18 protein-coding genes are annotated in these 21,581 nt (G+C 64.0%); 8 read left to right on the top strand and 10 right to left on the bottom strand.

All coding sequences use genetic code 11. The features are described from left to right. Positions 1-110: 110 nt before the first annotated feature. The 3 genes from NKH41_RS06520 to NKH41_RS06510 all read right to left on the bottom strand — a co-directional run bounded on the left by NKH41_RS06520 (position 111) and on the right by NKH41_RS06510 (position 3,340). On the bottom strand, positions 111-1,241 hold the full coding sequence (locus tag NKH41_RS06520; RefSeq protein ID WP_352767681.1) for a patatin-like phospholipase family protein: 1,131 nt from the start codon (positions 1,239-1,241) through the stop codon (positions 111-113). Positions 1,242-1,267: 26 nt separating this feature from the next. Beyond that, positions 1,268-2,050, bottom strand: a complete 783-nt coding sequence (locus NKH41_RS06515) for a 3-hydroxybutyrate dehydrogenase (protein ID WP_352767644.1) — start codon at positions 2,048-2,050, stop codon at positions 1,268-1,270. A 201-nt stretch (positions 2,051-2,251) separates the two neighbouring features. Beyond that, the gene (locus NKH41_RS06510; RefSeq protein WP_352767643.1) at positions 2,252-3,340 is read right to left on the bottom strand and encodes a citrate synthase/methylcitrate synthase; all 1,089 of its coding nucleotides are present in this window, start codon (positions 3,338-3,340) and stop codon (positions 2,252-2,254) included. Between the two features lie 92 nt (positions 3,341-3,432). Here NKH41_RS06510 and NKH41_RS06505 point away from each other — a divergent pair, with 92 nt between their 5' ends. Next, positions 3,433-4,581 (top strand): citrate/2-methylcitrate synthase, encoded by a 1,149-nt coding sequence (locus NKH41_RS06505; RefSeq protein WP_352767642.1) that lies wholly within the window; start codon positions 3,433-3,435, stop codon positions 4,579-4,581. 66 nt (positions 4,582-4,647) lie between these two features. On the opposite strand, the gene phaR is transcribed toward NKH41_RS06505, so the two are convergent. After that, positions 4,648-5,256 (bottom strand): polyhydroxyalkanoate synthesis repressor PhaR, encoded by a 609-nt coding sequence (gene phaR / locus NKH41_RS06500; RefSeq protein WP_023678449.1) that lies wholly within the window; start codon positions 5,254-5,256, stop codon positions 4,648-4,650. 278 nt (positions 5,257-5,534) lie between these two features. On the opposite strand from phaR, the gene NKH41_RS06495 reads away from it, so the two are divergent. The 6 genes from NKH41_RS06495 (at position 5,535) to NKH41_RS06470 (ending at position 13,523) form a co-directional block, all read left to right on the top strand. Then, positions 5,535-6,719, top strand: coding sequence for an acetyl-CoA C-acetyltransferase (locus NKH41_RS06495; RefSeq protein ID WP_352540282.1), 1,185 nt, complete (start codon positions 5,535-5,537; stop codon positions 6,717-6,719). A gap of 104 nt (positions 6,720-6,823) precedes the next feature. Further along, complete coding sequence (gene phbB, locus NKH41_RS06490) at positions 6,824-7,549, top strand: acetoacetyl-CoA reductase (protein WP_352767641.1); 726 nt, start codon at positions 6,824-6,826, stop codon at positions 7,547-7,549. A gap of 730 nt (positions 7,550-8,279) precedes the next feature. Continuing rightward, the gene (locus NKH41_RS06485) at positions 8,280-11,687 is read left to right on the top strand and encodes a helicase-related protein (RefSeq protein ID WP_352767639.1); all 3,408 of its coding nucleotides are present in this window, start codon (positions 8,280-8,282) and stop codon (positions 11,685-11,687) included. 12 nt (positions 11,688-11,699) lie between these two features. Beyond that, positions 11,700-12,086, top strand: a complete 387-nt coding sequence (locus NKH41_RS06480; RefSeq protein ID WP_023680553.1) for an RNA-binding S4 domain-containing protein — start codon at positions 11,700-11,702, stop codon at positions 12,084-12,086. A gap of 148 nt (positions 12,087-12,234) precedes the next feature. After that, the gene (gene fdxA, locus NKH41_RS06475; RefSeq protein WP_292664799.1) at positions 12,235-12,573 is read left to right on the top strand and encodes a ferredoxin FdxA; all 339 of its coding nucleotides are present in this window, start codon (positions 12,235-12,237) and stop codon (positions 12,571-12,573) included. Positions 12,574-12,941: 368 nt separating this feature from the next. Further along, positions 12,942-13,523, top strand: coding sequence for a CarD family transcriptional regulator (locus tag NKH41_RS06470; RefSeq protein ID WP_006327799.1), 582 nt, complete (start codon positions 12,942-12,944; stop codon positions 13,521-13,523). Between the two features lie 78 nt (positions 13,524-13,601). Here NKH41_RS06470 and NKH41_RS06465 read toward each other — a convergent pair whose 3' ends face one another. The 3 genes from NKH41_RS06465 to NKH41_RS06455 form a co-directional block, all read right to left on the bottom strand. Next, positions 13,602-14,375: an amino acid ABC transporter ATP-binding protein gene (locus NKH41_RS06465; RefSeq protein WP_352767638.1), complete on the bottom strand. Its 774-nt coding sequence runs from the start codon at positions 14,373-14,375 to the stop codon at positions 13,602-13,604. Next, positions 14,372-15,052, bottom strand: a complete 681-nt coding sequence (locus NKH41_RS06460; RefSeq protein WP_352471183.1) for an ABC transporter permease subunit — start codon at positions 15,050-15,052, stop codon at positions 14,372-14,374. The genes NKH41_RS06465 and NKH41_RS06460 overlap by 4 nt, the downstream gene beginning before the upstream one ends. Positions 15,053-15,174: 122 nt before the next feature. Further along, the gene (locus NKH41_RS06455) at positions 15,175-15,948 is read right to left on the bottom strand and encodes an amino acid ABC transporter substrate-binding protein (protein WP_352454874.1); all 774 of its coding nucleotides are present in this window, start codon (positions 15,946-15,948) and stop codon (positions 15,175-15,177) included. Between the two features lie 323 nt (positions 15,949-16,271). Between NKH41_RS06455 and NKH41_RS06450 the strand changes: the two genes are divergently transcribed. Then, positions 16,272-17,129 (top strand): RNA polymerase factor sigma-32, encoded by an 858-nt coding sequence (locus tag NKH41_RS06450; protein ID WP_254816490.1) that lies wholly within the window; start codon positions 16,272-16,274, stop codon positions 17,127-17,129. 13 nt (positions 17,130-17,142) lie between these two features. Here NKH41_RS06450 and NKH41_RS06445 read toward each other — a convergent pair whose 3' ends face one another. The 3 genes from NKH41_RS06445 to thiP all read right to left on the bottom strand — a co-directional run bounded on the left by NKH41_RS06445 (position 17,143) and on the right by thiP (position 21,274). Then, positions 17,143-18,612: a M48 family metalloprotease gene (locus tag NKH41_RS06445; protein ID WP_352767636.1), complete on the bottom strand. Its 1,470-nt coding sequence runs from the start codon at positions 18,610-18,612 to the stop codon at positions 17,143-17,145. A gap of 254 nt (positions 18,613-18,866) precedes the next feature. Then, positions 18,867-19,658 carry a thiamine ABC transporter ATP-binding protein gene (gene thiQ / locus NKH41_RS06440; protein WP_352613421.1) on the bottom strand — a complete coding sequence of 264 codons (792 nt, stop codon included), beginning with the start codon at positions 19,656-19,658 and terminating at the stop codon, positions 18,867-18,869. Next, on the bottom strand, positions 19,655-21,274 hold the full coding sequence (gene thiP, locus NKH41_RS06435) for a thiamine/thiamine pyrophosphate ABC transporter permease (RefSeq protein WP_352767635.1): 1,620 nt from the start codon (positions 21,272-21,274) through the stop codon (positions 19,655-19,657). Before thiP ends, thiQ begins: the two co-directional genes overlap by 4 nt. Positions 21,275-21,581 lie beyond the last annotated feature (307 nt).

The following is a 21,581-nucleotide window of genomic DNA, read 5'->3' as shown; positions in this document are numbered from 1 at the left end:
TCCGCAAAGATGCGGCCGCAGCATCGGCTGTTGATTGCCAAAACAGCGGCATGGCAGCAAGTGTCAGGATGATTGGACAGATTGCGAATGCCAGCTGCTTTGCGAAGCAGCTAGGCCGGACGGCGGGCGGCCTCGGGCTGCTTGCGCGCCGCAAGAAATTCCTTGACCCGCCGGCCCGGCGCCGGCCCGCGCACCGGCTTCAAGCCGTCGTCGAGTTCGCCGGACAGATCGATCGTCGGCCGCTTGCCGACGGCGTCATAATTTTCTTCCAGCCAATCACTGGCTGCGGTGCGGCCGAGGTCGCGCAGATAGGCAAGGAACGCCCATTCGGCATTGACCTTGGACGATGCCGACAGATCCTTGAACGCTTCGTCGGCATCGATGCGGTGCATGCGGATGTCGCGATATTCGCCGTGCGGCAATCGGCCGACGGCGATCAGTTCCTTGACGAAGGCGATCGAGCGGAATTCGCGCAACAGCCCGGCATTGAAGGTGATCTCGTCGATGCGGTTCTGGATCTCATTGGCGCTCTTCGGCGTTCCCTCGCGGACCACCGGATTGATCTGCACCAAAAGCACGTCCTCGGTGGCCGCCGTCTTGAAGAACGGGAACAGTGCCGGGTTGCCGCCATAACCGCCATCCCAATAGGGCACGCCCTTGATCTCGACGGCACGGAACAATTGCGGCAAGCAGGCCGACGCCATCACCGTGTCGAGGTCGATCTCGCCGTCCGAGAAGACGCGCAACTGGCCGGTCTCGACATTGGTAGCGGAAATGAACAGTTCAATCGACTTGCAGGCGCGCACATTGTCGAAATCGATCTCACGTTCGACCACGTCGCGCAGCGGATTGATGGCGAGCGGATTGGCGACATAGGGCGAAAATACCCGAGACATCGTATCGAACAGAAAATAGCCGGGCGTGTTCTCGATCGACCAATTGCCCCAGGCGACGTCCCAAGGCATGCGCTGTACCGGGCTGAAGCGGCCCTTTGCCGCCACCGCACGCCAGAAATCGTCGAGCTTCCGCCGCGCGCCCTCGACACCGCCGCGGACAAAGCCGTCGGCCAGCGCCACGGCATTCATGGCGCCGGCGCTGGTGCCCGAAACCGCCGTTATATCGAGGCGCCCGTCCTCGAGCAGCCGATCGAGCACGCCCCAGGAAAACGCCCCGTGCGAACCGCCGCCTTGCAGCGCGACGTTGATCTTCTTTGGCTCTTCCGCCTTGCCGTTTTTCGGTATGGCGTGGCCCTTGACCGCTGGAAGCCTCACTGAGCGGTCCAGCCGCCGTCGACAGAGATGTGCGTGCCGTTGATCTGCGCCGCTGCATCCGAGCACAGGAACACCGCGGCCGCCGCAACCTGCTCGACGGTGACGAACTCCTTGGTCGGCTGCTTTTCGAGCATGACCTCACGGACCACCGTCTCGCGGTCCATCTTGTTGGCCTTCATCTGGTCGGGGATCTGCGCCTCGACCAGCGGCGTCAGCACATAGCCCGGACAAATGGCATTACAGGTGATCTTGTCGCGCGCCAGCTCCAGGGCGACAGTCTTGGTCAAGCCCATAATGCCATGCTTGGCCGAGACATAGGCCGACTTGAACGGCGAGGCGACAAGGCCGTGGGCCGAGGCGACGTTGACGATCCGGCCGCCACCGGCCTGTTTCATCAACGGGATGGCGGCTGCGATGGTGTGGAAGGCCGATGACAGGTTGATGGCTATGATCGCATCCCATTTCTCGATCGGGAAGCTTTCGACCGGCGCGACATGCTGGATGCCGGCGTTGTTGACCAGGATGTCGACCGAGCCGAATGCCTCGGCTGCCTTTGCCACCAAAGCCCGGCACTCGGCCGGCCTCGACATGTCGGCCTTGACGTAGACGGTCTTCACCTCGTGGTGCTTCGCAATCGCGTCGGCGATGGCGTGATCGTCGGCGGTGTCGGAAAAGGAATTGACGACGACGTTGCAGCCTTCGGCCGCGAGCGCGTGGGCAATGGCCAGGCCGATGCCCGAGGTGGAACCGGTGACGATGGCGGTTTTTCTGGCGGTCAAGGCGGCTTTATTCCTTTCGAGGCGGGCTCCCGTGGAACCATGCTGCACTGCAACATATAGGCTCTCTGTCACCCAAGAACAGCGGATGTGTGGAGCAATGACATGAAATTTTTGTCATGTAGACCTCTCTCGTCCCGACGAGAGAGGTGTTCGGCACCGGCTGTTGCGACCGGTTTTCGCAAGTATGCGAGGGAAAAATCCTCAGGCGACGAGGTCCGGCACCGGCCCGATATAGCGCGACTGCGGCCGGATCAGCCGTCCGCTCGTCTGCTGCTCGCGCGCATGGGCAATCCAGCCGGCGACGCGCCCGGCAGCAAAGACGTCGGTGAACGCCTCTTTCGGAAAGCCCGCCGCTTCCAGCAGAAGTGCTGTGAAGAACTCGACATTGGTCTGGAGCGAGCGCGACGGCTTGGCGATGCGGAGCACTTCGAGCGCCGCTTGCTCCACGCTTTCGGCAAACGCCAGCCGGTGGCCGCTTTCGCCCCTGGCGCCGAGCTGGCGCACCACCGCTTTCAGCACGTCGGCACGCGGATCGCGCACGCGATAGATGCGATGGCCGAAGCCCATGATGCGGCGGCCGCGCGCGATCTCGCCACGCAGCCAGCCGGCGGCGTCGCCATGCGCCTCGATCGCATCCAGCATCTCAATCACCGGACCTGGCGCGCCGCCATGCAGCGGCCCCTTGAGCGCTCCGAGCCCGGCCAGCACCGCCGAAGTAAGCCCGGCCTGCGTCGAAGAGACCACGCGCGCGGCGAAGGTCGATGCGTTGAGGCCATGGTCGCAAACCGTCACGAGATAGGCATCGAGCGCCTTCGCCAATTTAGGCGAGGCCGCAATGCCGGTCAGCATCCGCAGCATGTCGGCGGCATGATCGGCCTTGCTATCGGGCGCAATCGGGCGTTCGCCGCGCTGCAAGCGCAGCAAGGCCGGCGTCAGCACAGCAGGTGCCGCAACCAGCCGCAGCGCGTCCGACAATTTGTCACCATCCGGCAGCAGGGCAATACCGGCGCGCATCGCGCTGTAGATATCGACGGATGTGAGAAACGGCAGCAAGGGTTTGATCTGCTCGAACACTTCGCTGCGCGCCCGACCGATCGCGTTCGCCAGCTCCCTGCCGTCGGGAAGATCGTCGAAAAAGCCGTCGAACAGCAGATGAACCACCTCGGCGTATTTCCAGCGACCTGCCAGTTCGGGCAACGAATGGCCCCGGATGGTCAGGCGGCCACCAAGACCGTCGACATCGGAGAGCACCGTTTCCGCCGCCACAACATCATCGAGCCCATTCGCCATCGGTTTTCTCCTTGACCCTTTCCGGGTGGTAAATAAGGGTTGGTGACTGGACCATCAATCTTGATCAATGGAATCAACATGACAAGGCTGACATGACGGAGTGGCTGACGCGGGACGAAGCCCTGAAGCGTCTCAAGGTGCGAGCCCAGACCCTCTATGCCTATGTCAGCCGCGGGCGCATCGGCGTGCGGCCGGACCGGGCGGATCCACGCCGCAGCCAGTATCGCGCCGACGACATCGCGGCGCTGGCGAGCCGCCGGGCTCGTGGCCGAAATCCCCAGGCAATCGCCGAAAGTGCAATTGCCTGGGGTGAGCCGGCGATCGCCACCACGATCTCGACCGTTTTGCATGGCCGCCTTGTCTATCGCGGCCAGGATGCGGTTGCTCTCTGCGAGGCTGCCACGCTGGAGCAGACGGCAAACCTGCTTTGGGCATCTGACGCACCAGTATCGTTCGTCTCGGCGAGCCGCCATGGCAACGGCGCAACTGGCCGGCCGGCTGCCTTCGCGGAATTGGCCGCGTTGGCGGCCAACGGCCGGCCTTCGCTCGGCCGAAGATCGGCTTCGCTCAACCACGATGCGGCCGGCGCCATAGCCGCTTTGGCCCAGGCGCTCGGCGCGATTCCCGGAACTGGTGCCGTGCACGAAAGGCTGGCGCGGGGATGGTCGCTCGATGCGGCCGGCGCAGACTTGATCCGCCGCTCACTGGTGCTGTTGGCCGATCACGAATTGAACGCATCGACCTTCGCCGCACGGGTCGCCGCGTCCACCGGCGCACCTGTTTCGGCCTGCCTGCTTGCCGGCCTCGCCACGCTCTCCGGGCCGCGTCATGGCGGCGCCGCGGAGGCGGTCATGATGCTGGCGGAAGATGCGCAGAGATTGGGGCCGGATGCGGCTGTCGGACGCTGGCTCGGTCACGACAGGCCGCTGCCCGGATTTGGCCATCCGCTTTATCCCGACGGCGATCCGCGTGCGGAACCGTTGCTGGCCGCGATAGATGTCGATGATGGGCTGTTACGGCTTTGCAATGCGGCCTTTGCGGCAACGGGCATGCGCCCGAACGTCGATTTCGCTTTGGCCGCGCTGACGCGCGGTCTCCGTTTGCCGTCCGATGCGCCGTTCCGCCTGTTCGCGCTCGGCCGCAGCGTCGGCTGGGCCGCGCATGCCGTGGAGCAGGTGACAAGCAACGGCCTGATCCGGCCACGCGCCCGCTACCAGGGGCCGCTGCCGGAGCAGCTCTAGCCGCGCTGTTTGCGAAGTCTCAGCGGCACCTGAGCGAAGGTTCGACGCGGCGCCTCGCCCCGGCAATCACGACATGGTGTCGAGCTTGCGCTGCATCGCGGCGATCTGCTCCTTCAGCTCCTGAAGGTCGTCGGGTTTTTCCGGCGTTTCCTTCCTGGCCGGTTCGGCCGGCGCTGCTGCCGGCGCCGAGCCCGCGGGCGGGAACGGCGTGAACAGCCGCATGGCGTTCTGGAACATTTCCATGTTGCGCCGCGTCTGCTCCTCCAGCACCTTGATCGGCGTAGCGATCTTCATCATGTCCATCGGCGACTTGCCGAGCGCATCTTTCATCTGCTCGCGAAAGCGCTCCTGCTCCTTCGAGAAGGCCAGCATCGACTGTTCGAGAAAGCTCGGCACGATCATCTGCATCTGGTCGCCGTAATAGGCGATGAGCTGACGCAGGAACGGGATCGGCAGCATGTTCTGCCCGTCCTTGTTCTCCAGCTCGAAGATGATCTGGGTCAGTACCGGATGCGTGATGTCGTCACCGGTCTTGGCGTCCTGGACAGTAAAGTCCTCGCCTCTTTTGACCATTTCAGCGAGATCCTCGAGCGTCACATAGGTGCTGGTGCCCGTATTGTAGAGACGGCGATTGGCATATTTCTTGATAACAATAGGTTCGTCTTTTGCGGCCATCTGCATCCTCCCCGGACACCGGGCAGCTTAAGTAAGCCGCCGGTAACGATTGCGCCTTTTTAAAGGATATGCGCAAAAGCGTCATGAATCCAAGCAGTTTGTGCAGTGCGGGAACATTTTATGCTGCGCAGCACGGACGGGCCGCCGTTGCAGCGACGGGCGGCATACTTGCGGGAGTGGGACGCCATGCCCATTTCGGGTTTGACTCGGGTTGTGGAAAGGGCAAGAAAAGTCCCCGACGGCACCCGAAATCGTTCCCCGAAAGCCTGGAGAAGAACATGTCCGCTTCCAACGCCATCGTTGTCGCCAGTGCAGCGCGCACGCCCGTCGGCTCCTTCAACGGCGCCTTCGCCAACACCCCAGCCCATGAATTGGGTGCCGTCGCAGTCAGGGAAGCGCTGGTCCGTGCCGGCGTCGACGGCAAGGAGGTGGACGAGGTCATTCTCGGCCAGATTCTGACCGCGGCTCAAGGGCAGAACCCGGCGCGGCAGGCGGCAATGGCTGCCGGCGTACCGCAGGAGGCGACCTCCTGGGGCCTGAACCAGCTCTGCGGCTCGGGCTTGCGCGCCATCGCGCTCGGCATGCAGCAGATCGCCCAGGGCGACGCGAGGATCATCGTTGCCGGCGGCCAGGAATCGATGTCGATGGCTCCGCATGCACAGCATCTGCGCGGTGGCGTCAAGATGGGCGATTTCAAGCTGATCGACACCATGATCAAGGACGGCCTGACCGATGCCTTCTATGGCTATCATATGGGCAACACCGCTGAGAACGTCGCCCGCCAGTTCCAGATCACCCGCGACGACCAGGACCAGTTCGCACTGGCTTCCCAGAACAAGGCCGAGGCCGCGCAGAAAGCCGGGAAATTCAAGGACGAGATCGTTGCCTTTACAGTCAAGGGCAGGAAGGGCGACACCGTCGTCGACCAGGATGAATACATCCGCCACGGCGCGACAATCGATGCCATGACCAAGCTCAAGCCCGCCTTCGACAAGGAAGGCACGGTGACTGCTGCCAATGCTTCCGGCATCAACGACGGCGCCGCCGCCGTGGTGCTGATGACCGAAGCGGAAGCCGCAAGGCGCGGCATCACACCGCTGGTGCGCATCGTTTCCTGGGCGACCGCCGGTGTCGACCCGCAGATCATGGGGACGGGACCGATCCCCTCCTCGCGCAAGGCGCTGGCCAAGGCCGGCTGGTCGGTTGGCGACCTCGATCTGGTCGAAGCCAACGAGGCCTTTGCCGCGCAGGCCTGCGCCGTCAACAAGGACATGGGCTGGAATCCGGCCATCGTCAACGTCAATGGCGGCGCCATCGCCATCGGCCATCCGGTCGGCGCCTCGGGCGCCCGCATCTTCAACACGCTGGTCTACGAGATGCGCCGCAGAAGTGCCAAGAAAGGCCTTGCCACGCTGTGCATCGGCGGCGGCATGGGTGTTGCCATGTGCGTGGAAGCATTGTGATGAGATAAGCGATACGAATAGGATGCTGGCGCAAGGCGAGTAGGGAATAGAGGGCAAACCCCACCGCTTCAACGCTCAGTCATCTGCATTTCCCGGGAGGACATATGACAAAGGTTGCAATCGTCACAGGCGGGTCGCGCGGCATCGGCGCGGCGATATCGGTCGCCTTGAAAAGCGCCGGCTATTCGGTCGCCGCAAACTACGCCGGCAATGAAGAAGCGGCGGCAAAGTTCAAGGCCGCGACCGGCATCCCGGTCTATAAATGGTCGGTCGCCGACTACGAGGCCTGCGCCGCCGGCATCAAACAGATAGAGGCCGATCTCGGTCCCGTCTCGGTGCTGGTCAACAATGCCGGCATCACTCGCGACGCGATGTTCCACAAGATGACGCGCGAGCAATGGAAAGAGGTCCTCGACACCAACCTTTCCGGCGTCTTCAACATGACGCATCCATTGTGGGGCGGCATGCGCGATCGTAAGTTCGGTCGCATCATCACCATCTCCTCGATCAACGGTCAGAAAGGCCAGGTCGGCCAGGTCAATTATTCGGCCTCGAAGGCCGGCGATATCGGCTTCACCAAGGCACTGGCCCAGGAAGGCGCGCGCGCCGGCATCACCGTCAACGTCATTTGCCCCGGCTACATCGCCACCGAGATGGTCAAGGCAATGGACGAGAAGGTCCTCAACGAGCGCGTCATCCCGCACATCCCGGTCGGCCGTCTCGGCGAGCCGGAGGAGATCGCGCGCTGCGTCGTCTTCCTCGCTTCCGACGATGCCGGTTTCATCACCGGCTCGACCATATCAGCCAATGGCGGCCAGTACGTCGCCTGATCGTTTGTCTTTACGTTGAGACAGATCCGCGCTTGGACGAACGGGCCTGCAAAACGGCCCGTTTCTATAGCGGTCTTCCCGTTGCAAGATCTCGATGCAGCACGCTGCCCCAATCCGGCACGCAAAGTTAACGGCAAACTCGCAGCTTGTGCAAAAGCCGCCCGGCAGCCTGTGGATTCTCGGTGGAAAAGCTGTTCACAACACAACATGTTGCGGTGAACAAACCAAGAAACTTCGGCTATCTCTGATTCGTCGCCGATTCGTTCCGGCTTTGAGCGGAACGTTAACGGCGAGAGCTGAAAACACCCTCGAAATGATTAAAGCGCGTTAGGAAACATCAATAATTTCATAACGTTGTGCGAAGCAGATTGGCCGGCCACGACCATTCACCGGCAAAGGTTAACCGCAGTGCTCGCTTGGATGCCGCTTGCATAAATCGGGCCAGTTTCCGTGATTCAGCATGTGGTGAGATACGCCGACAGAAAACCCAGATGTAGCCGTGAACAAACCCTGAATCAGCGCGAGTCAGTGATTCGTCGCTGATTCGTTCCAGACTCGTTCCAACTGTTAATCGGGAACAGATTTTCTGGCTTCGAACCGACCAATCGGCCTGCCCTCGGCATATTCCGCTTTCGCTTCGCGCCCGAAATCCCTATGTGTCGCCTGTCATACGCGGCCAATATGGGCGCGCTCCCGACAATGCGAGGCAGAGAGCCTTATTTCCAGGCCGATGAACATCCATCCGAAACACACTGAACCGCTGATCCTGTCGGGTCGAGACGTGACGGCCGTGCTCGGCCCGACCAACACCGGCAAGACCCATCTCGCTATCGAGCGCATGGTGGCGCATGAAAGCGGCGTCATCGGCCTGCCGCTCAGGCTGCTTGCCCGCGAGGTCTATACGCGCGTCTGCGAGAAGGTCGGCGCCCATAAGGTGGCGCTCATCACCGGCGAGGAAAAGATCCAGCCGGCTGGCGCGAAATACTCGGTCTGCACCGTGGAAGCGATGCCGCGCGAGACCGACGCCGCCTTCGTTGCCATCGACGAGGTCCAGCTCGCCGGCGATCTCGAACGCGGACACATCTTTACCGATCGCATCCTGCATCTGCGCGGCCGGCAGGAGACGCTGCTGCTGGGCGCGGCCACCATGCACGGCATCCTGCAGCGCCTGCTGCGGGGCGTGTCGGTGGTGACCCGGCCACGCCTGTCGCACCTTGCCTATGCCGGCTCGAAGAAGCTGACCCGCCTGCCGCGGCGCACCGCGATCGTCGCCTTTTCGGCCGACGAGGTCTATGCCATCGCCGAGCTGATCCGCCGCCAGCAGGGCGGTGCCGCCGTCGTGCTCGGCGCACTCAGCCCGCGCACCCGCAACGCCCAGGTGGCGCTGTTCCAGTCGGGCGACGTCGACTACCTCGTCGCCACCGACGCCATCGGCATGGGCCTCAACCTCGACCTCGACCACGTCGCCTTCGCCCAGAATCGCAAATTCGACGGCTACCAGTACCGCAACCTGACGGCGGCCGAGCTCGGCCAGATTGCCGGCCGCGCCGGCCGGCATCTGCGCGATGGCACCTTCGGCGTCACCGGCCAGGTCGATCCGCTGGATGATGAACTGGTCAACAAAATCGAGGCGCATGATTTCGACCCGGTGAAAGTACTGCAGTGGCGCACCGCGCATTTCGATTTCGCCAACCTCGATGCGCTGAAGCGGTCGATTGAGACCAACGCCCCGGTCGAAGGCCTGACGCGCGCGCTGCCGGCAGTAGACGCACAGGCGCTCGAGCATCTGTCGCGCGACGAGGACGTCCGGGCACTCACCACCGATGCCAGGCGCGTGGCGCTGCTGTGGGAAGCCTGCGCGCTGCCCGACTACAGGAAGATCGCGCCGGCCCAGCACGCCGACTTGATTGCCTCCATTTACATGGACCTTGCCAGGCATGGCCATGTCGACGAGAACTACATGGCCGAGCAGGTGCGCCGTGCCGACACCACCGAAGGCGACATCGACACGTTATCGCACAGGATTGCCCAGATCCGCACATGGACCTTCGTTTCCAACCGGCCCGGCTGGCTGGCCGATCGGGCACACTGGCAGGAAAAGACGCGCGAAATCGAAGACAGATTGTCGGATGCGCTGCATGAGCGGTTGACGAAACGTTTTGTAGACCGCAGGACTTCCGTCCTCATGCGGCGCCTTAGAGAAAACACGATGCCTGAAGCCGAAATCAGCCCAACCGGAACCGTCCTCGTCGAAGGCCATCACGTCGGCGAGTTGCAAGGTTTCCGCTTCACCGCCGACCAGAGCGCCGGCGGCGAAGACGCCAAGGCGGTGCGGGCGGCGGCGCAGAAGGCGCTTGCCGCCGAGTTCGAGGCGCGGGCCGAGCGCTTCGGCGCCTCGGCCAATGGCGACATCGCGCTGGGTTCGGATGGCACGCTGCGCTGGATCGGCGCGCCGATCGGCACGCTGGTCGCCGGCGAAGACGCTTTGAAGCCGCGTCTGGTTCTGCTGGCCGACGAGCAACTCACCGGCCCGGCACGCGACAAGGTTGCGGCGCGCGCCGAGCGCTTCGTAAACTTCCAGATCGAATCCCTGCTGAAGCCGCTGGTCGACCTCAAGAATGCCGAGCAGATCACCGGCATCGGCCGCGGCATTGCTTTCCAGCTCGTCGAGCATTTCGGTCTCATCAACCGTCGCGACATCGCCGACGAGATGAAATCGCTCGACCAGGAAGGCCGCGCGGCGCTTCGCCGTCTCGGCGTGCGCTTCGGCGCCTACCATGTCTTCGTGCCGGCGCTGATCAAGCCGGCGCCGGCCGGGCTGATAACGCTGCTGTGGGCGCTGAGAAACGACGGCAAGGACAAGCCCGGTTTCGGCGATGTCGTTCACGCACTGGCCTCCGGCCGCACCTCGGTGGTCATCGATCCGACCTTCGACAAGACCTTCTACAAGCTTGCCGGCTACCGCAATCTTGGCCGGCGTGCTGTACGCGTCGATATTCTCGAACGGCTGGCCGACCTGATCCGGCCGGCGACCAACTGGAAGCCGGGCCTCGGCCCTCGCCCCGACGGCGCCTATGACGGCCAGTCCTTCATGGTGACGCCGCCGATGATGTCGATTCTCGGCGCCACCGCCGACGACATGGAAGAAATCCTGAAGGGACTCGGCTATCGCGCCGATGCCAAACCGGCGGCCGAGGTCAAGGCGCGGCTCGAAGCACAGGACAATGCCGCGCGTGAAGCTGCCGCTGCAAAGCAGGCGGCGGAAGAGACTGCGCGCGTCGAGCAGGCGAGGATGGCGGAAGCATCTGCCGCGGCAGAGCCGCCGGCGGAGGCTTCGGAACCTGTGTCGGATGCGGCTCCTGTTGCGGAGGCGGCGGCCGAAGCTGTGACCGAAGCGACGGCAGAGCCTGTCGCGGAAGCTCCAGCCCCTGAAGCTGAGGCAGAAGTCACGCAAGAGACCCGGCCCGCCGCGGAGGCAACTGCTGAAGCGCCTGCGGAACCAACGGCCGAGCCAAGGGCGGAACCTGGGGCGGAAACTGAGGCTGCGGCACCGGCAGAACCGCCGGTTTCCGACACTACGGAAGCATCGCCGGCCGAACCTGCAGCGACGGCAGGAGCCGTCGCCGGCGAAGCTGCTCCAGAAGCCGAGGAGCCAAAACCCATCCTGTTATGGCGGCAGGGTCGTTTCGACCAGCGCCCGCGTCATCGCCAGCATGACAACCGCCCCCGGGACAATCATCGGGACAATCGCGCGCGCAATGGTCAAGCTGCGCCGGACAGCCGCAGCGATGCGCCGGTAGATGCCGGCGGGCAACCGACGCCGGGCGACCGGCCCGCCCGTCAGGGGCGCCACGACCAGCGCGACGGCGCCGGCAAGCCGCGCTTCGATCGCAGCAAGTTCAAGCCCAGGCCGCAAGGCGACGCGGCAGATCAGCGCGCCGGCAAGCCGCAAGGTGAACGCCCGGACCGGCGCGAAAACCGGCCCGACTGGAAGGCTGGCCGGCAGGACGGCAAAGGCGGCGCCCAAGGCGCAAAGCCGGCGTTCCAGCCAAAGCCGCGTGAGGAACGCCCGGTCCGCTTCGATCCGGACTCGCCCTTCGCCAAGCTCGCCGCGTTGCGCGACCAGCTGAAGAAGTAAGCTGCTCGTCCAATGGTCACTGATGCCCGCCAGCGCATCGACAAGTGGCTGTTCTTCTCGCGCGCGGTAAAATCGCGCACGCTGGCAGCCAAGCTGGTCGTCGCCGGACGCGTCCGCATCAATCGCGACAAAGCAGCGCAGGCCTCCGATACGGTCCGGCCGGGCGACGTTTTGACCATCACGCTGGAGCGGCGGATCTTCGTCTGGAAAGTCCTTGGCACCGGCGTACGGCGTGGCCCGGCCGAAGAGGCCCGCCTGCTCTACGAGGACATGTCGCCGCCCCCCGCGCCCAAGGGCGAGGCGCTTCCGGATGCGGTGCCGCCGTTGCGCGAGGCCGGCAGCGGTCGCCCGACGAAGAAGGAACGCCGCCAGACCGACCACCTGCTCGGCGACGATTGAGCAAGGTCGAACGCCCGCTTTGCCGGCCTTCCGGAATTCCATTCCGGAAACCGCGGCACCGCTGGCAGGGGCCGCCCTTGCCACCAGCGGACAAAGGCGTTACCTCACCAAAAAAGCCTAACAAAATGGGACGTCCCGGAGCCGACCAATGACCTATGTCGTGACCGACAATTGCATAAAATGCAAATACATGGACTGCATCGAGGTCTGTCCGGTCGACTGCTTCTACGAAGGTGAGAACATGCTCGTCATCCACCCGGACGAGTGCATCGATTGCGGCGTCTGCGAACCGGAATGCCCGGCCGACGCAATCAAGCCCGACACCGAGTCGGGTCTCGACAAATGGCTGCAGATCAACACCGAATATGCCGAGAAATGGCCCAACATCACCGCCAAGAAGGAGCCGCCGGCCGACGCTAAAAATTTCGATGGCGAAACTGGCAAGTTCGAGAAATATTTCTCCCCGGAGCCCGGCGAAGGCGACTGACGAGCCTGCCGGCTGCGGCGGCCTGACGCCGCGTAACAGACGTGATACATTAACTGCCTTGACAGGCGGCGACGGCGCGCGGCCTTCGCGCGTGCAGCAAAACCTTGATTCTTCCGACTTTTTGTGCTATATGAGCCAAACATGCCGGTGACACAACGTCGATTTATGGCGCAAACGCCCCAAATCACTGAAAGGTGAATTTCTCAATCCGGACCAGAGCGATCTGGGGCAGGCGGTCGCAATGTTGCGATTTGCCGGTCCTGGCCTTTCCGGTGAGTTCATCGTTGTGTGGCTAAGGACCGGTCACCCCGGTCGCACGAGTTCGGGCCGGCACGATGCCGGTACCACAACAAGGAGTTCAGGGCGTAATGGCAACGATCACCCCGCAGAAGAAGTCCACCGCAGCGCGCCACGGTTTCAAGACCGGCGAATACATCGTTTATCCGGCGCATGGTGTCGGCCAGATCGTCTCGATTGATGAGCAGGAAGTCGCGGGCCACAAGCTGGAGCTGTTCGTCATCGACTTCCAGAAGGACAAGATGCGCCTCAAGGTGCCGGTCGCCAAGGCGACCTCGATCGGCATGCGCAAGCTGTCGGAAGAGGATTATGTCGAGCGCGCGCTGAAGGTCGTGCAGGGCCGCGCCCGCGTCAAGCGCACCATGTGGTCACGCCGTGCCCAGGAATATGATGCCAAGATCAACTCCGGCGATCTGATCTCGATCTCGGAAGTGGTGCGTGACCTTTACCGCGCCGATAACCAGCCGGAGCAGTCCTATTCCGAGCGCCAGCTCTACGAGGCGGCCCTCGACCGCATGGCCCGCGAGATCGCGGCCGTTAACCGCATGTCGGAGACCGAAGCGGTCCGCCTCATCGAGGTGAACCTCAACAAGGGCCCGAAGCGCGGCGCTAAGGCCGACAACGAGGAAGCCGAGCAGGAAGAAGCCGCCTGAGCTTTTCTCGTCTTCGAATTCAGAAAAACCCGGCCTCGCGCCGGGTTTTTTGTTTTGGCTGACCGGCGACGGGCATATCTAACCTTCGCCGCCGCCTTCCCTTTCCGCCTCGTGCTTCAGCGTGGCGATGAACCGCTTGGTCCGCTGGCGCTCCGGATTGCTGAACAGCACCGCGGCCGGGCCTTGTTCGACGATGTTGCCGGCATCGAGGAACACCACTTCCCGCGCGATCTTGGAGGCGAGCCGCAGATCATGCGTCGCCATCGCCATGGTCGTGCCCTCGCTGGCGAGCTTGCCGAGCACATCGACCACCTCCTGCGCCAGTTCCGGATCGAGTGCCGAGGTCGGCTCGTCGCAGAGCAGGACTTTCGGCGAAGGCGCCAGAGCCCGGGCAATCGCCACGCGCTGCTGCTGGCCACCTGACAGCGTCGCCGGCCAGGCATCGGCCTTGTGCGCCATGCCGACCTTTTCGAGCAGGGCCAGCGCCCGTTCGCGCGCCCTCTCCTTGGGCCATCTCAGCACCGTCACCAGCCCCTCCATGATGTTCTCGATCGCGGTGCGATGCGGAAACAGCTGGAAATTCTGGAACACCATGCCGGTCTGCAGCCGCAGCCGCTGGATATCCCTGGTCGAGACCCTGCCGCCGGGGCGGAATTCGAGTGCATCGTCGCCGATCCGTACCGTGCCTGAAGTCGGGAGCTCGAGCAGGTTGATGCAGCGCAAAAGCGTGCTTTTCCCTCCGCCCGACGGTCCGACAAGCGCCGTAACGCTGCCTTCCTCGATGGTGACGGTCACGCCCTTCAGCACAAGATTGTCGCCGAAACGCTTTTCGATGTTGGTGAGGCCGATCATGCGCGCGCCTCCAGGAAGCCGCCATAACGGTTGAGCCGCGTTTCCAGCCGCGCCTGCAAGGCCGACAGCACGGAGCTCATGATCAGATAGAGGGCCGCTGCCTCGACATAGAGGATCAGCGGCTCATAGGTGGTGGCGACGATGCGCTGCGCTGCCTGGAACATCTCCGGCACGGTGATGGCGGCGGCGAGCGAAGTGTCCTTGACCAGCGAGATGAAGGTGTTGGACAGCGGCGGCACGGCGACGCGCCCCGCCTGTGGAAGAATGGTGCGCCGCATTGCCTGGGCCCAGGTCATGCCGATCGAATAGGCCGCTTCCCACTGGCCCTTGGGCACCGAACCGATGACGGCGCGGATGATTTCCGACGAATAAGCACCGATGTTCAAGGTGAAGCCGATCAGTGCTGCCGGAAAGGCGTCGAGCAGGATGCCGACCGATGGCAGGCCGTAGAAGATAAGGAACAGTTGCACGAGAAGCGGCGTGCCGCGGAATATCCAGACGTAGAAGCGGACCACGGCGACCAGCGGTTTGGGACCGAACAGCCGGACAAGCGCCACAACCAAGCCTAGGACAAGACCGAATGCAAACGACAGCAGCGTCAGCGGCACGGTGAAGATCAGTGCAGCCCATAGCAGCGTAGGCAGGGATTCCAGCATCAATTGCAGCCAGTGCGGCACGAAGGCTCCTCCTTGCCAGATTGCCGTCGCTCATATCACGCGAAAGCGGCGGGCCGTCAAAAGACAGCTCGCCGCGATATGAACGACGCGGGCCGGCGTTCGGCCCACACGAGAAAGCCGTTTTACTTCGAAACGTCCTGGCCGAAATAGGTGTCGGCGATTTTCTTGTAGGTGCCGTCGGCCTTGATGTCGGCCAGCGCCTTATTGATGGCGGCCACCAGTTCCGGATCGCCCTTGCGCACGATGACGCCGGAATAGTCGGCGTTTTCTTCCTGGGCGGCAATCTTCACATTGGCGTCGGGCTTGTGCTTCTTGAAGTCGAGGAAGGACAGGCTGTCGTTGATGGTGGCGTCGGCGCGGCCCGTAAGAAGCAACTGGATCGACTGGTCGAAGCCGTCGGTGCCGACGAGTTCGGCGCCGTTGGTTTCAGCCAGCTTGCCGAAGTTCGAAGTCAGCGATTGCGCCGCCTTCTTGCCCTTGAGATCGGCGAAGCTCTTGATATCGGTGTTGTCGCCGCGCACGATCAGCACCGCCTTGGAGGCGATGTAGGGATCCGAAAAGTCATATTTGGCCTTGCGCGCCTCGGTGATGCCGACCTCGTTGATGACGGCATCGTAGCGGTTGGCATCGAGACCGGCGATCAGCCCGTCCCATTTGCCTTCGAGGAACTGGGCTTTGACGCCGAGGCGCTCGGCGATGGCCCGCGCGATCTCGACGTCGAAGCCGACCAGCGCGCCGGAAGCATCATGATAGGTGAAGGGCGCATAGGTTCCTTCTGTGCCGACCTTGAAGACGCCGGACTGCTTGATCTGGTCGAGATTGGCGCCGGCGTGACCGGCGGCGATGGCCAGAACCTGCAGCGTTCCGGCGATGATGAGCGATTTGAGCCATTTCATTTTTCTGTGATCCGTCCTTGGCCGTATCCGGCGTCATTGCGAGTGCCGGAAAATGACAGATGCGCGATGCCAGAATAAGAAACTGAATTTCAAAAATCTCCCGCCCTTGAAATCCAATTCTCAACCAGCATCTCCCGGCGCCATCCGGCTGAGTCAAGGCCGGCGGCGAATCGCCTGGAACAGCGCAATCGACATGACAGTCCGGGGGAACATTCCCCCGCATGGCACGTTCTTCGCTGTTGTAGGGCGCGGCGCCGCCATTTCAACCATCGGCGCCAACTCACGATTCGATCGCACCGCAACGCCTGGAGCAGGAGCGCGGCATGATGGAAGACAGTGCAGGACGGACCATGGTTCGCGCGGCGATGAAAGCCCCTTATCTGGAACGTGACGAAGAGCATCTCCTGGCGCTGCGCTGGAAGGAAAACAATGACCAGCACGCGCTGCACCGCATCACCGTCGCGCATATGCGGCTGGTCATTTCCATGGCGTCGCGGTTTCGCCACTACGGCCTTCCGCTGGGCGACCTGATCCAGGAAGGCCATGTCGGGCTGCTGGAGGCCGCGGCCCGTTTCGAGCCCGAGCGCGAGGTGCGGTTCTCGACCTACGCGACTTGGTGGATTCGCGCCTCGATGCAGGACTATATCCTGCGCAACTGGTCGATCGTGCGCGGCGGCACCAGCTCGGCGCAAAAGGCGCTGTTCTTCAACCTGCGGCGTCTGCGCGCCCGCCTGGCAAACGGCGCCGAGCAGACGTCGAATGCCACGCTCTACCGCGAAGTGTCGGCGGCTCTCGGGGTATCGGAGGCCGATGTGGCGATGATGGATTCCCGCCTTTCGGCGCCGGACAGCTCGCTCAACACACCGCTAGCCGACGATGCGGGCGCAACCGAGCGGATGGAGTTCCTGGTTTCGGATGACCCGCTGCCCGATGAGGTCGTCGGCGATACGATCGACGTCGAACGCCGCTCGGTGTGGCTGAAGACGGCACTCGGCGCTCTCAATGCGCGCGAGCTCAGGATTATCGAGGAACGCCGGCTGAGCGACGAGGGCGCGACGCTCGAAGCGCTCGGCGAGACGCTCGGCATCTCCAAGGAACGTGTCCGGCAGATCGAGGCGCGCGCCATGGAAAAGCTCAAGGCGGCGCTGGTAAAGCAGAATCCGGAATTTCTCGCAGCCTGAATCGCGTCGCCTGCTATTTGTCGGTGACGATCTTGACCTTGTCGCCGGCCGAAACCGCGGCACCCGGCGACAGCGCGTTGAGCACCCTGAACAAATCCAGCTTGCGGTCGACGCCGACCATCTGCGCGGCCAGGGAGCCCATTGTCTGGCCGGGCTGCACCGTGACGATGCGGATACGCAGCGGCTTCAACGCCGCCTTCTCGGCAGCACTCAGGATGCGGAACGAGCCGCTGACCGAGCGCGCCACCGTGCTCAGCGAGGTGCTGGCCGACGGTGCAGCAGTCAGCAAGCGGTAGACCTGGCCGCCGGCGCGGATCACCGCAATGTCGAATTGCCAGCCATCGGCGCCGGCATGCGCGGTTGCCGCTTCGTTGCCGTTGATCGTCTCCTGGCGCACGCTGCTGTCGTCGAGGCCGGCAACCCAACCGCTGCGGATGTAGTCGGTCAGCGAGCGGTTCTTGTCGATCGAAACGCCGTCGAAGCGGATCGCCATGTCGCCCGGGCCGGTCGCCGTCACCGCCGCCGCCGAATTGTCGATGACGAAACCGTTGGGCACCGAGAACGACACGCCGAGGCCAGGGTGCAGGAAGATTTCGCCGCGCACGTAGCCTTCCTCCGGCGTGTCGCCGTAAAGCAGCCCGTCTACGCCGGCAAGAAATGAATCGCGGTCGCGCGACCCGACACCGGGCGCGCCGAACTGGCGGGCGTGGCGCTGCGCGAGATCGATTCGCTGCGGCGTGTTGGGGTGCGTCGCCAGGAAGTCGAGGCTGGCGTCGGTGGCGCCGCTGATCGAGCGGAAATCGGTATAGGCCGACATCGACTGCAGGAAGCGGCCGGCGGCGTAGGGATCGAAACCGGCTTCGCCGATCGACTTGATGCCGATGGCGTCCGCCTCCAGCTCCTGATTGCGCGAGAACTGGGCCAGCCTCAGCTTGCCGCGGATCAGCGCCGCCTTGGCCGTCGGGTTGTCGCCGAGCACGTCCGAAACGACCTTGGTCGCCAACCCCTCTTCGGCTTCCAGCTGCTGGCGCTGCAGGCCGTGGTTGGCGGTAACGTGGCCCATCTCATGCGCGATGACGGCGGCAAGCTCGGCGGAATCGTTGGCCAACGCAAGCAGGCCGCGGGTGATGTAGAGATAGCCGCCCGGCAGCGCGAAGGCATTGACGTTGGGCGAGTTGAGGATGGTGATGCGGTAGGTCTGGGTTGGGTTGGCCGACACCACGGTCAGTCTGCCGACGACCTTGGCCACCATGCGCTCGAGCTTGGGGTCGGAATACTCGCCGCCATAGGTGGCGAGGATGCGCGGGTGCTGCGACTTCGCCAGTTGGGCGAGCTTGCTGTTGGCGGCGACATTGTCGACCGTGATCGGCTTGTCGGAGGGCTGGAAGCCCGATTCCTGCACGTCGGGAGGCGTGAACATCTGGCAGCTTGCCAGCGCCACGGCAAGACCGGCCAGCGCCAGAAAGCGCGCCAGCGGTTTCACCCTCCGATTGTCGATGCCGGTCGGCAGATCGGCTTCCTTTCAAGTCCTGGCACGTGACCGCGAAAATCGGGCGCGATTTCCGAAAAGCATCACGCGCAAAATCAAGTGCTACGGCGTCCTTCGTGCGTCCGACGGATACGAGGCAGCAAGGGCAAATCACGGCCTAAGCCGGACCAGCTCCTGGCGGACCTAGCCACACTACCTCGACCATGGCAAGCAAGCGCCGCTTCGCCTTCCGCCGGTTTGACCATAAATTATGTCCGCTTCCGGGCAACATCTCGTGATCCAGCCGCAAACGGACCCGAGCCGATATAGCGTCGGAATGCCTCCGGTCCAGCCCCGACGAAAAAATCGGCGGCGGTGCCGGTCGCGGCAACCGTGCCACCATCCAGGAAAACCATGTTTTGGCCGATACGGCGCGCATCGTCCGGCTGGTGCGTGACGAATAGCACCGTCATGCGCTGCTCCGAATGAACGTCGGCTACCAGATCGAGCATGTCATCGCGCAGTGCCGGTCCGAGCGAAGCGAACGGCTCGTCGAGCAACAGCACCGGCCGGTCGCGCACCAGGACCCGGGCGAGCGCGACGCGCTGCCGCTCGCCGCCGGAGAGTTCGCGCGGCAGCCGGCTTTCCTTGCCGGCAAGGCCGACGCGCTTCAGCGCTGCGGCGATTGCGGCGCGGTCAGCCTCGCTCAGCCTGAGCGAAGGCGAGCGGCCGAGCCCGACATTCTGCTCGAGGGACAGATGGGCAAACAGGTTGTTTTCCTGGAACACCATCGATACCGGCCGCGCTGATGGCGGCGCAGTGCTGACGTCGGCGCCGCCGATCAGCACGCGGCCCGACCGCGGCGTCTCGAAGCCGGCCACCAGATTGAGCAGCGTCGACTTTCCCGAACCGCTCGGCCCCATGATGGCGGTGATTTCCGACGCCGGGAAATCGACATCGAATATAAGCGGCGTTTCACCATAGCTGAACGAGACATTATCGAGCCGCACGGCCGCGCCTTTTTCCACCGAAATGGACCGTTCCGGGCTGATCGGCATCATGATTTCTCCCTCCTTCCCAGCCAGTCCGCGGCCAACACCAGCGCCAGGCAGACAAGGCCGAGCAGCAGCGCCAGGCCGGCGGCATCCTCGGTGCGGTAACTGCCCATGCGCGCCAGCAGCAGATAGGGCAAGGTCTGCACGGAATCGCTGCCGAACAGCGCAATGACGCCGAGATCGCCGAGCGACAGCGCCATGGCGAACGCGAAGCCGGTGGCGAGCGGCCGCCGCAGCGACGGCCAGTCGACCAGCCGCAACCGGTTCCAGCCCGAGATGCCAAGCTGTGCGCAGAGCCGTTCGTGGCGTTCGCTCGCCGCGTCATAGGCAGGGCGGATGGCGCGGATGGCGAACGGCATCGCCATCACTGCATTGACCGCAACGACCATGACAGGGGCGATCGCAAAGACATCGCCGACGGTGCGCAAGAACAAGAACCAGCCGGCACCGATGACGATGGGCGGCACCACCAGGACGAACCCCGCACCGGTGTCGGCCAGGTGTTCGAGCAGCGTCCTCCTGCCGCTCCGCCGGGTGAGCGCCAGCGCCCGGCGCGCCATCACCAGCGACAGCGACAACGCCACAGAGAGCAGCGCCGATAGGAGGGAGAGCACGGCACTGGTCGCCGTCGCTTGCCGCACCGCGCTCTCGCCGGCCAGGCGGCCGAGATCGGCGCCAAGCCCGGCTGCCAGCGTGGCCGCCATCGGCCCGGCGACAAACAGCAGTGCGAGCCCGATCGCCAGCGCGTTCAGCACGGTCTCGGCCGCACCGGCTGAAAAATACCGGCGCGGCGCCACCGGCAGATTGGCGTCGCCGGTCATATTGGCGCCAAGCCGCGTCAGTGCCAGCACGACGACGAAGGTCAGGGCAATCTGCAGGAGGGTCAGCGTCACCGCCCGCGCCGGGTCGAAGTCGAAACGCAGCGCCTGGTAGATGGCAACCTCGAGCGTCGTCGCGCGCGGCCCGCCGCCGAGCGTAAGCACGATGGTGAAGGAGGTGATGCACAGCATGAAAACGAGCCCGGCAACGCCCGGCAAGGCCGCACGCAGCGGCGGCCATTCGATCAGCCGGAAGGCCGGCGCAGCACCCATGCCAAGCTGGCTCGCCAGCCGCCATTGGTTAGCCGGCACGGTCTGCAACGCCTCCAGGAACAGCCGCGTCGCCAGCGGCAGGTTGAAGAAGACATGGGCAACGAGTATGCCCGACAGGCCATAGATGCCGGGCCAGCTCTGGCCGCCTAGCGCGCCCAGCGTGCCGGCAAAATAGCCGGCGCGGCCATAGAGCGCCAAGACACCGAGTGCGGCAACAATGGCCGGCAGCGCCAGTGGCACGGCGAAAAGCTGGAGGATGAAGCCTCGCCCGAAAAAACGCGGATGCCGCGACAGGGCGCGCGCGACGAACAGCGCCGGTGCAACGGAGAGCAGGGTCGACAGCAGAGCCTGCCAGAGCGTGAAACGGACGACGCGCAAGAGATAGGAATCGAAAGCGGAGGCGGCGCCGGACAGGTCGCGTGTGGCTTCGACGACGAGCCCGGCGAATGCACCGCCGATCAGCAGCGCGATGGCGGCGAGCGCGACGATGCCGGCAGTGACGCGGGGATCGGCCGGATGACGCGTACGCATGTCGTGCTACCCGACACTACGACAGGCGTTGATCGAAGGAAATACCTGGCAAAGGCCGAGCCCACCCCTCTCTGGCCTGCCGGCCATCTCCCCCTCAAGGGGGGAGATTGCGCACTCAGCCGCCTTCGCCAATCTCACAAGTGGCAGGACGAGGAGAGGCGACAAAGCTGCCGATCTCCCCCTTGAGGGCAGGGCTATCGCATTTGGATTCTTACGAAGTTGGACCCCCACCCTAACCCTCCCCACAAGGGGGAGGGAACGCTGCCGCATGCCCTTACTTCCCCTTTTGGCGCCGAAAGGCAGACAA

The organism is Mesorhizobium sp. M1169 (genome assembly GCF_040318345.1).
Lineage (GTDB): Bacteria > Pseudomonadota > Alphaproteobacteria > Rhizobiales > Rhizobiaceae > Mesorhizobium.
The sequence above is the reverse complement of the archived record's forward strand: the minus strand, read 5'-3'. Positions and strand labels throughout refer to the sequence as shown.

Coding starts and splice junctions, on each gene's coding strand:
- NKH41_RS06505 (WP_352767642.1), top strand. CDS start 3,433: ATGACGGAGTGGCTGACGCGGGACGAAGCCCTGAAGCGTCTCAAGGTG.
- NKH41_RS06480 (WP_023680553.1), top strand. CDS start 11,700: ATGGTCACTGATGCCCGCCAGCGCATCGACAAGTGGCTGTTCTTCTCG.
- NKH41_RS06485 (WP_352767639.1), top strand. CDS start 8,280: ATGAACATCCATCCGAAACACACTGAACCGCTGATCCTGTCGGGTCGA.
- NKH41_RS06465 (WP_352767638.1), bottom strand. CDS start 14,375: ATGATCGGCCTCACCAACATCGAAAAGCGTTTCGGCGACAATCTTGTG.
- NKH41_RS06455 (WP_352454874.1), bottom strand. CDS start 15,948: ATGAAATGGCTCAAATCGCTCATCATCGCCGGAACGCTGCAGGTTCTG.
- fdxA (WP_292664799.1), top strand. CDS start 12,235: ATGACCTATGTCGTGACCGACAATTGCATAAAATGCAAATACATGGAC.
- thiP (WP_352767635.1), bottom strand. CDS start 21,274: ATGCGTACGCGTCATCCGGCCGATCCCCGCGTCACTGCCGGCATCGTC.
- phaR (WP_023678449.1), bottom strand. CDS start 5,256: ATGGCCGCAAAAGACGAACCTATTGTTATCAAGAAATATGCCAATCGC.
- NKH41_RS06470 (WP_006327799.1), top strand. CDS start 12,942: ATGGCAACGATCACCCCGCAGAAGAAGTCCACCGCAGCGCGCCACGGT.
- thiQ (WP_352613421.1), bottom strand. CDS start 19,658: ATGATGCCGATCAGCCCGGAACGGTCCATTTCGGTGGAAAAAGGCGCG.
- phbB (WP_352767641.1), top strand. CDS start 6,824: ATGACAAAGGTTGCAATCGTCACAGGCGGGTCGCGCGGCATCGGCGCG.
- NKH41_RS06495 (WP_352540282.1), top strand. CDS start 5,535: ATGTCCGCTTCCAACGCCATCGTTGTCGCCAGTGCAGCGCGCACGCCC.
- NKH41_RS06510 (WP_352767643.1), bottom strand. CDS start 3,340: ATGGCGAATGGGCTCGATGATGTTGTGGCGGCGGAAACGGTGCTCTCC.
- NKH41_RS06450 (WP_254816490.1), top strand. CDS start 16,272: ATGATGGAAGACAGTGCAGGACGGACCATGGTTCGCGCGGCGATGAAA.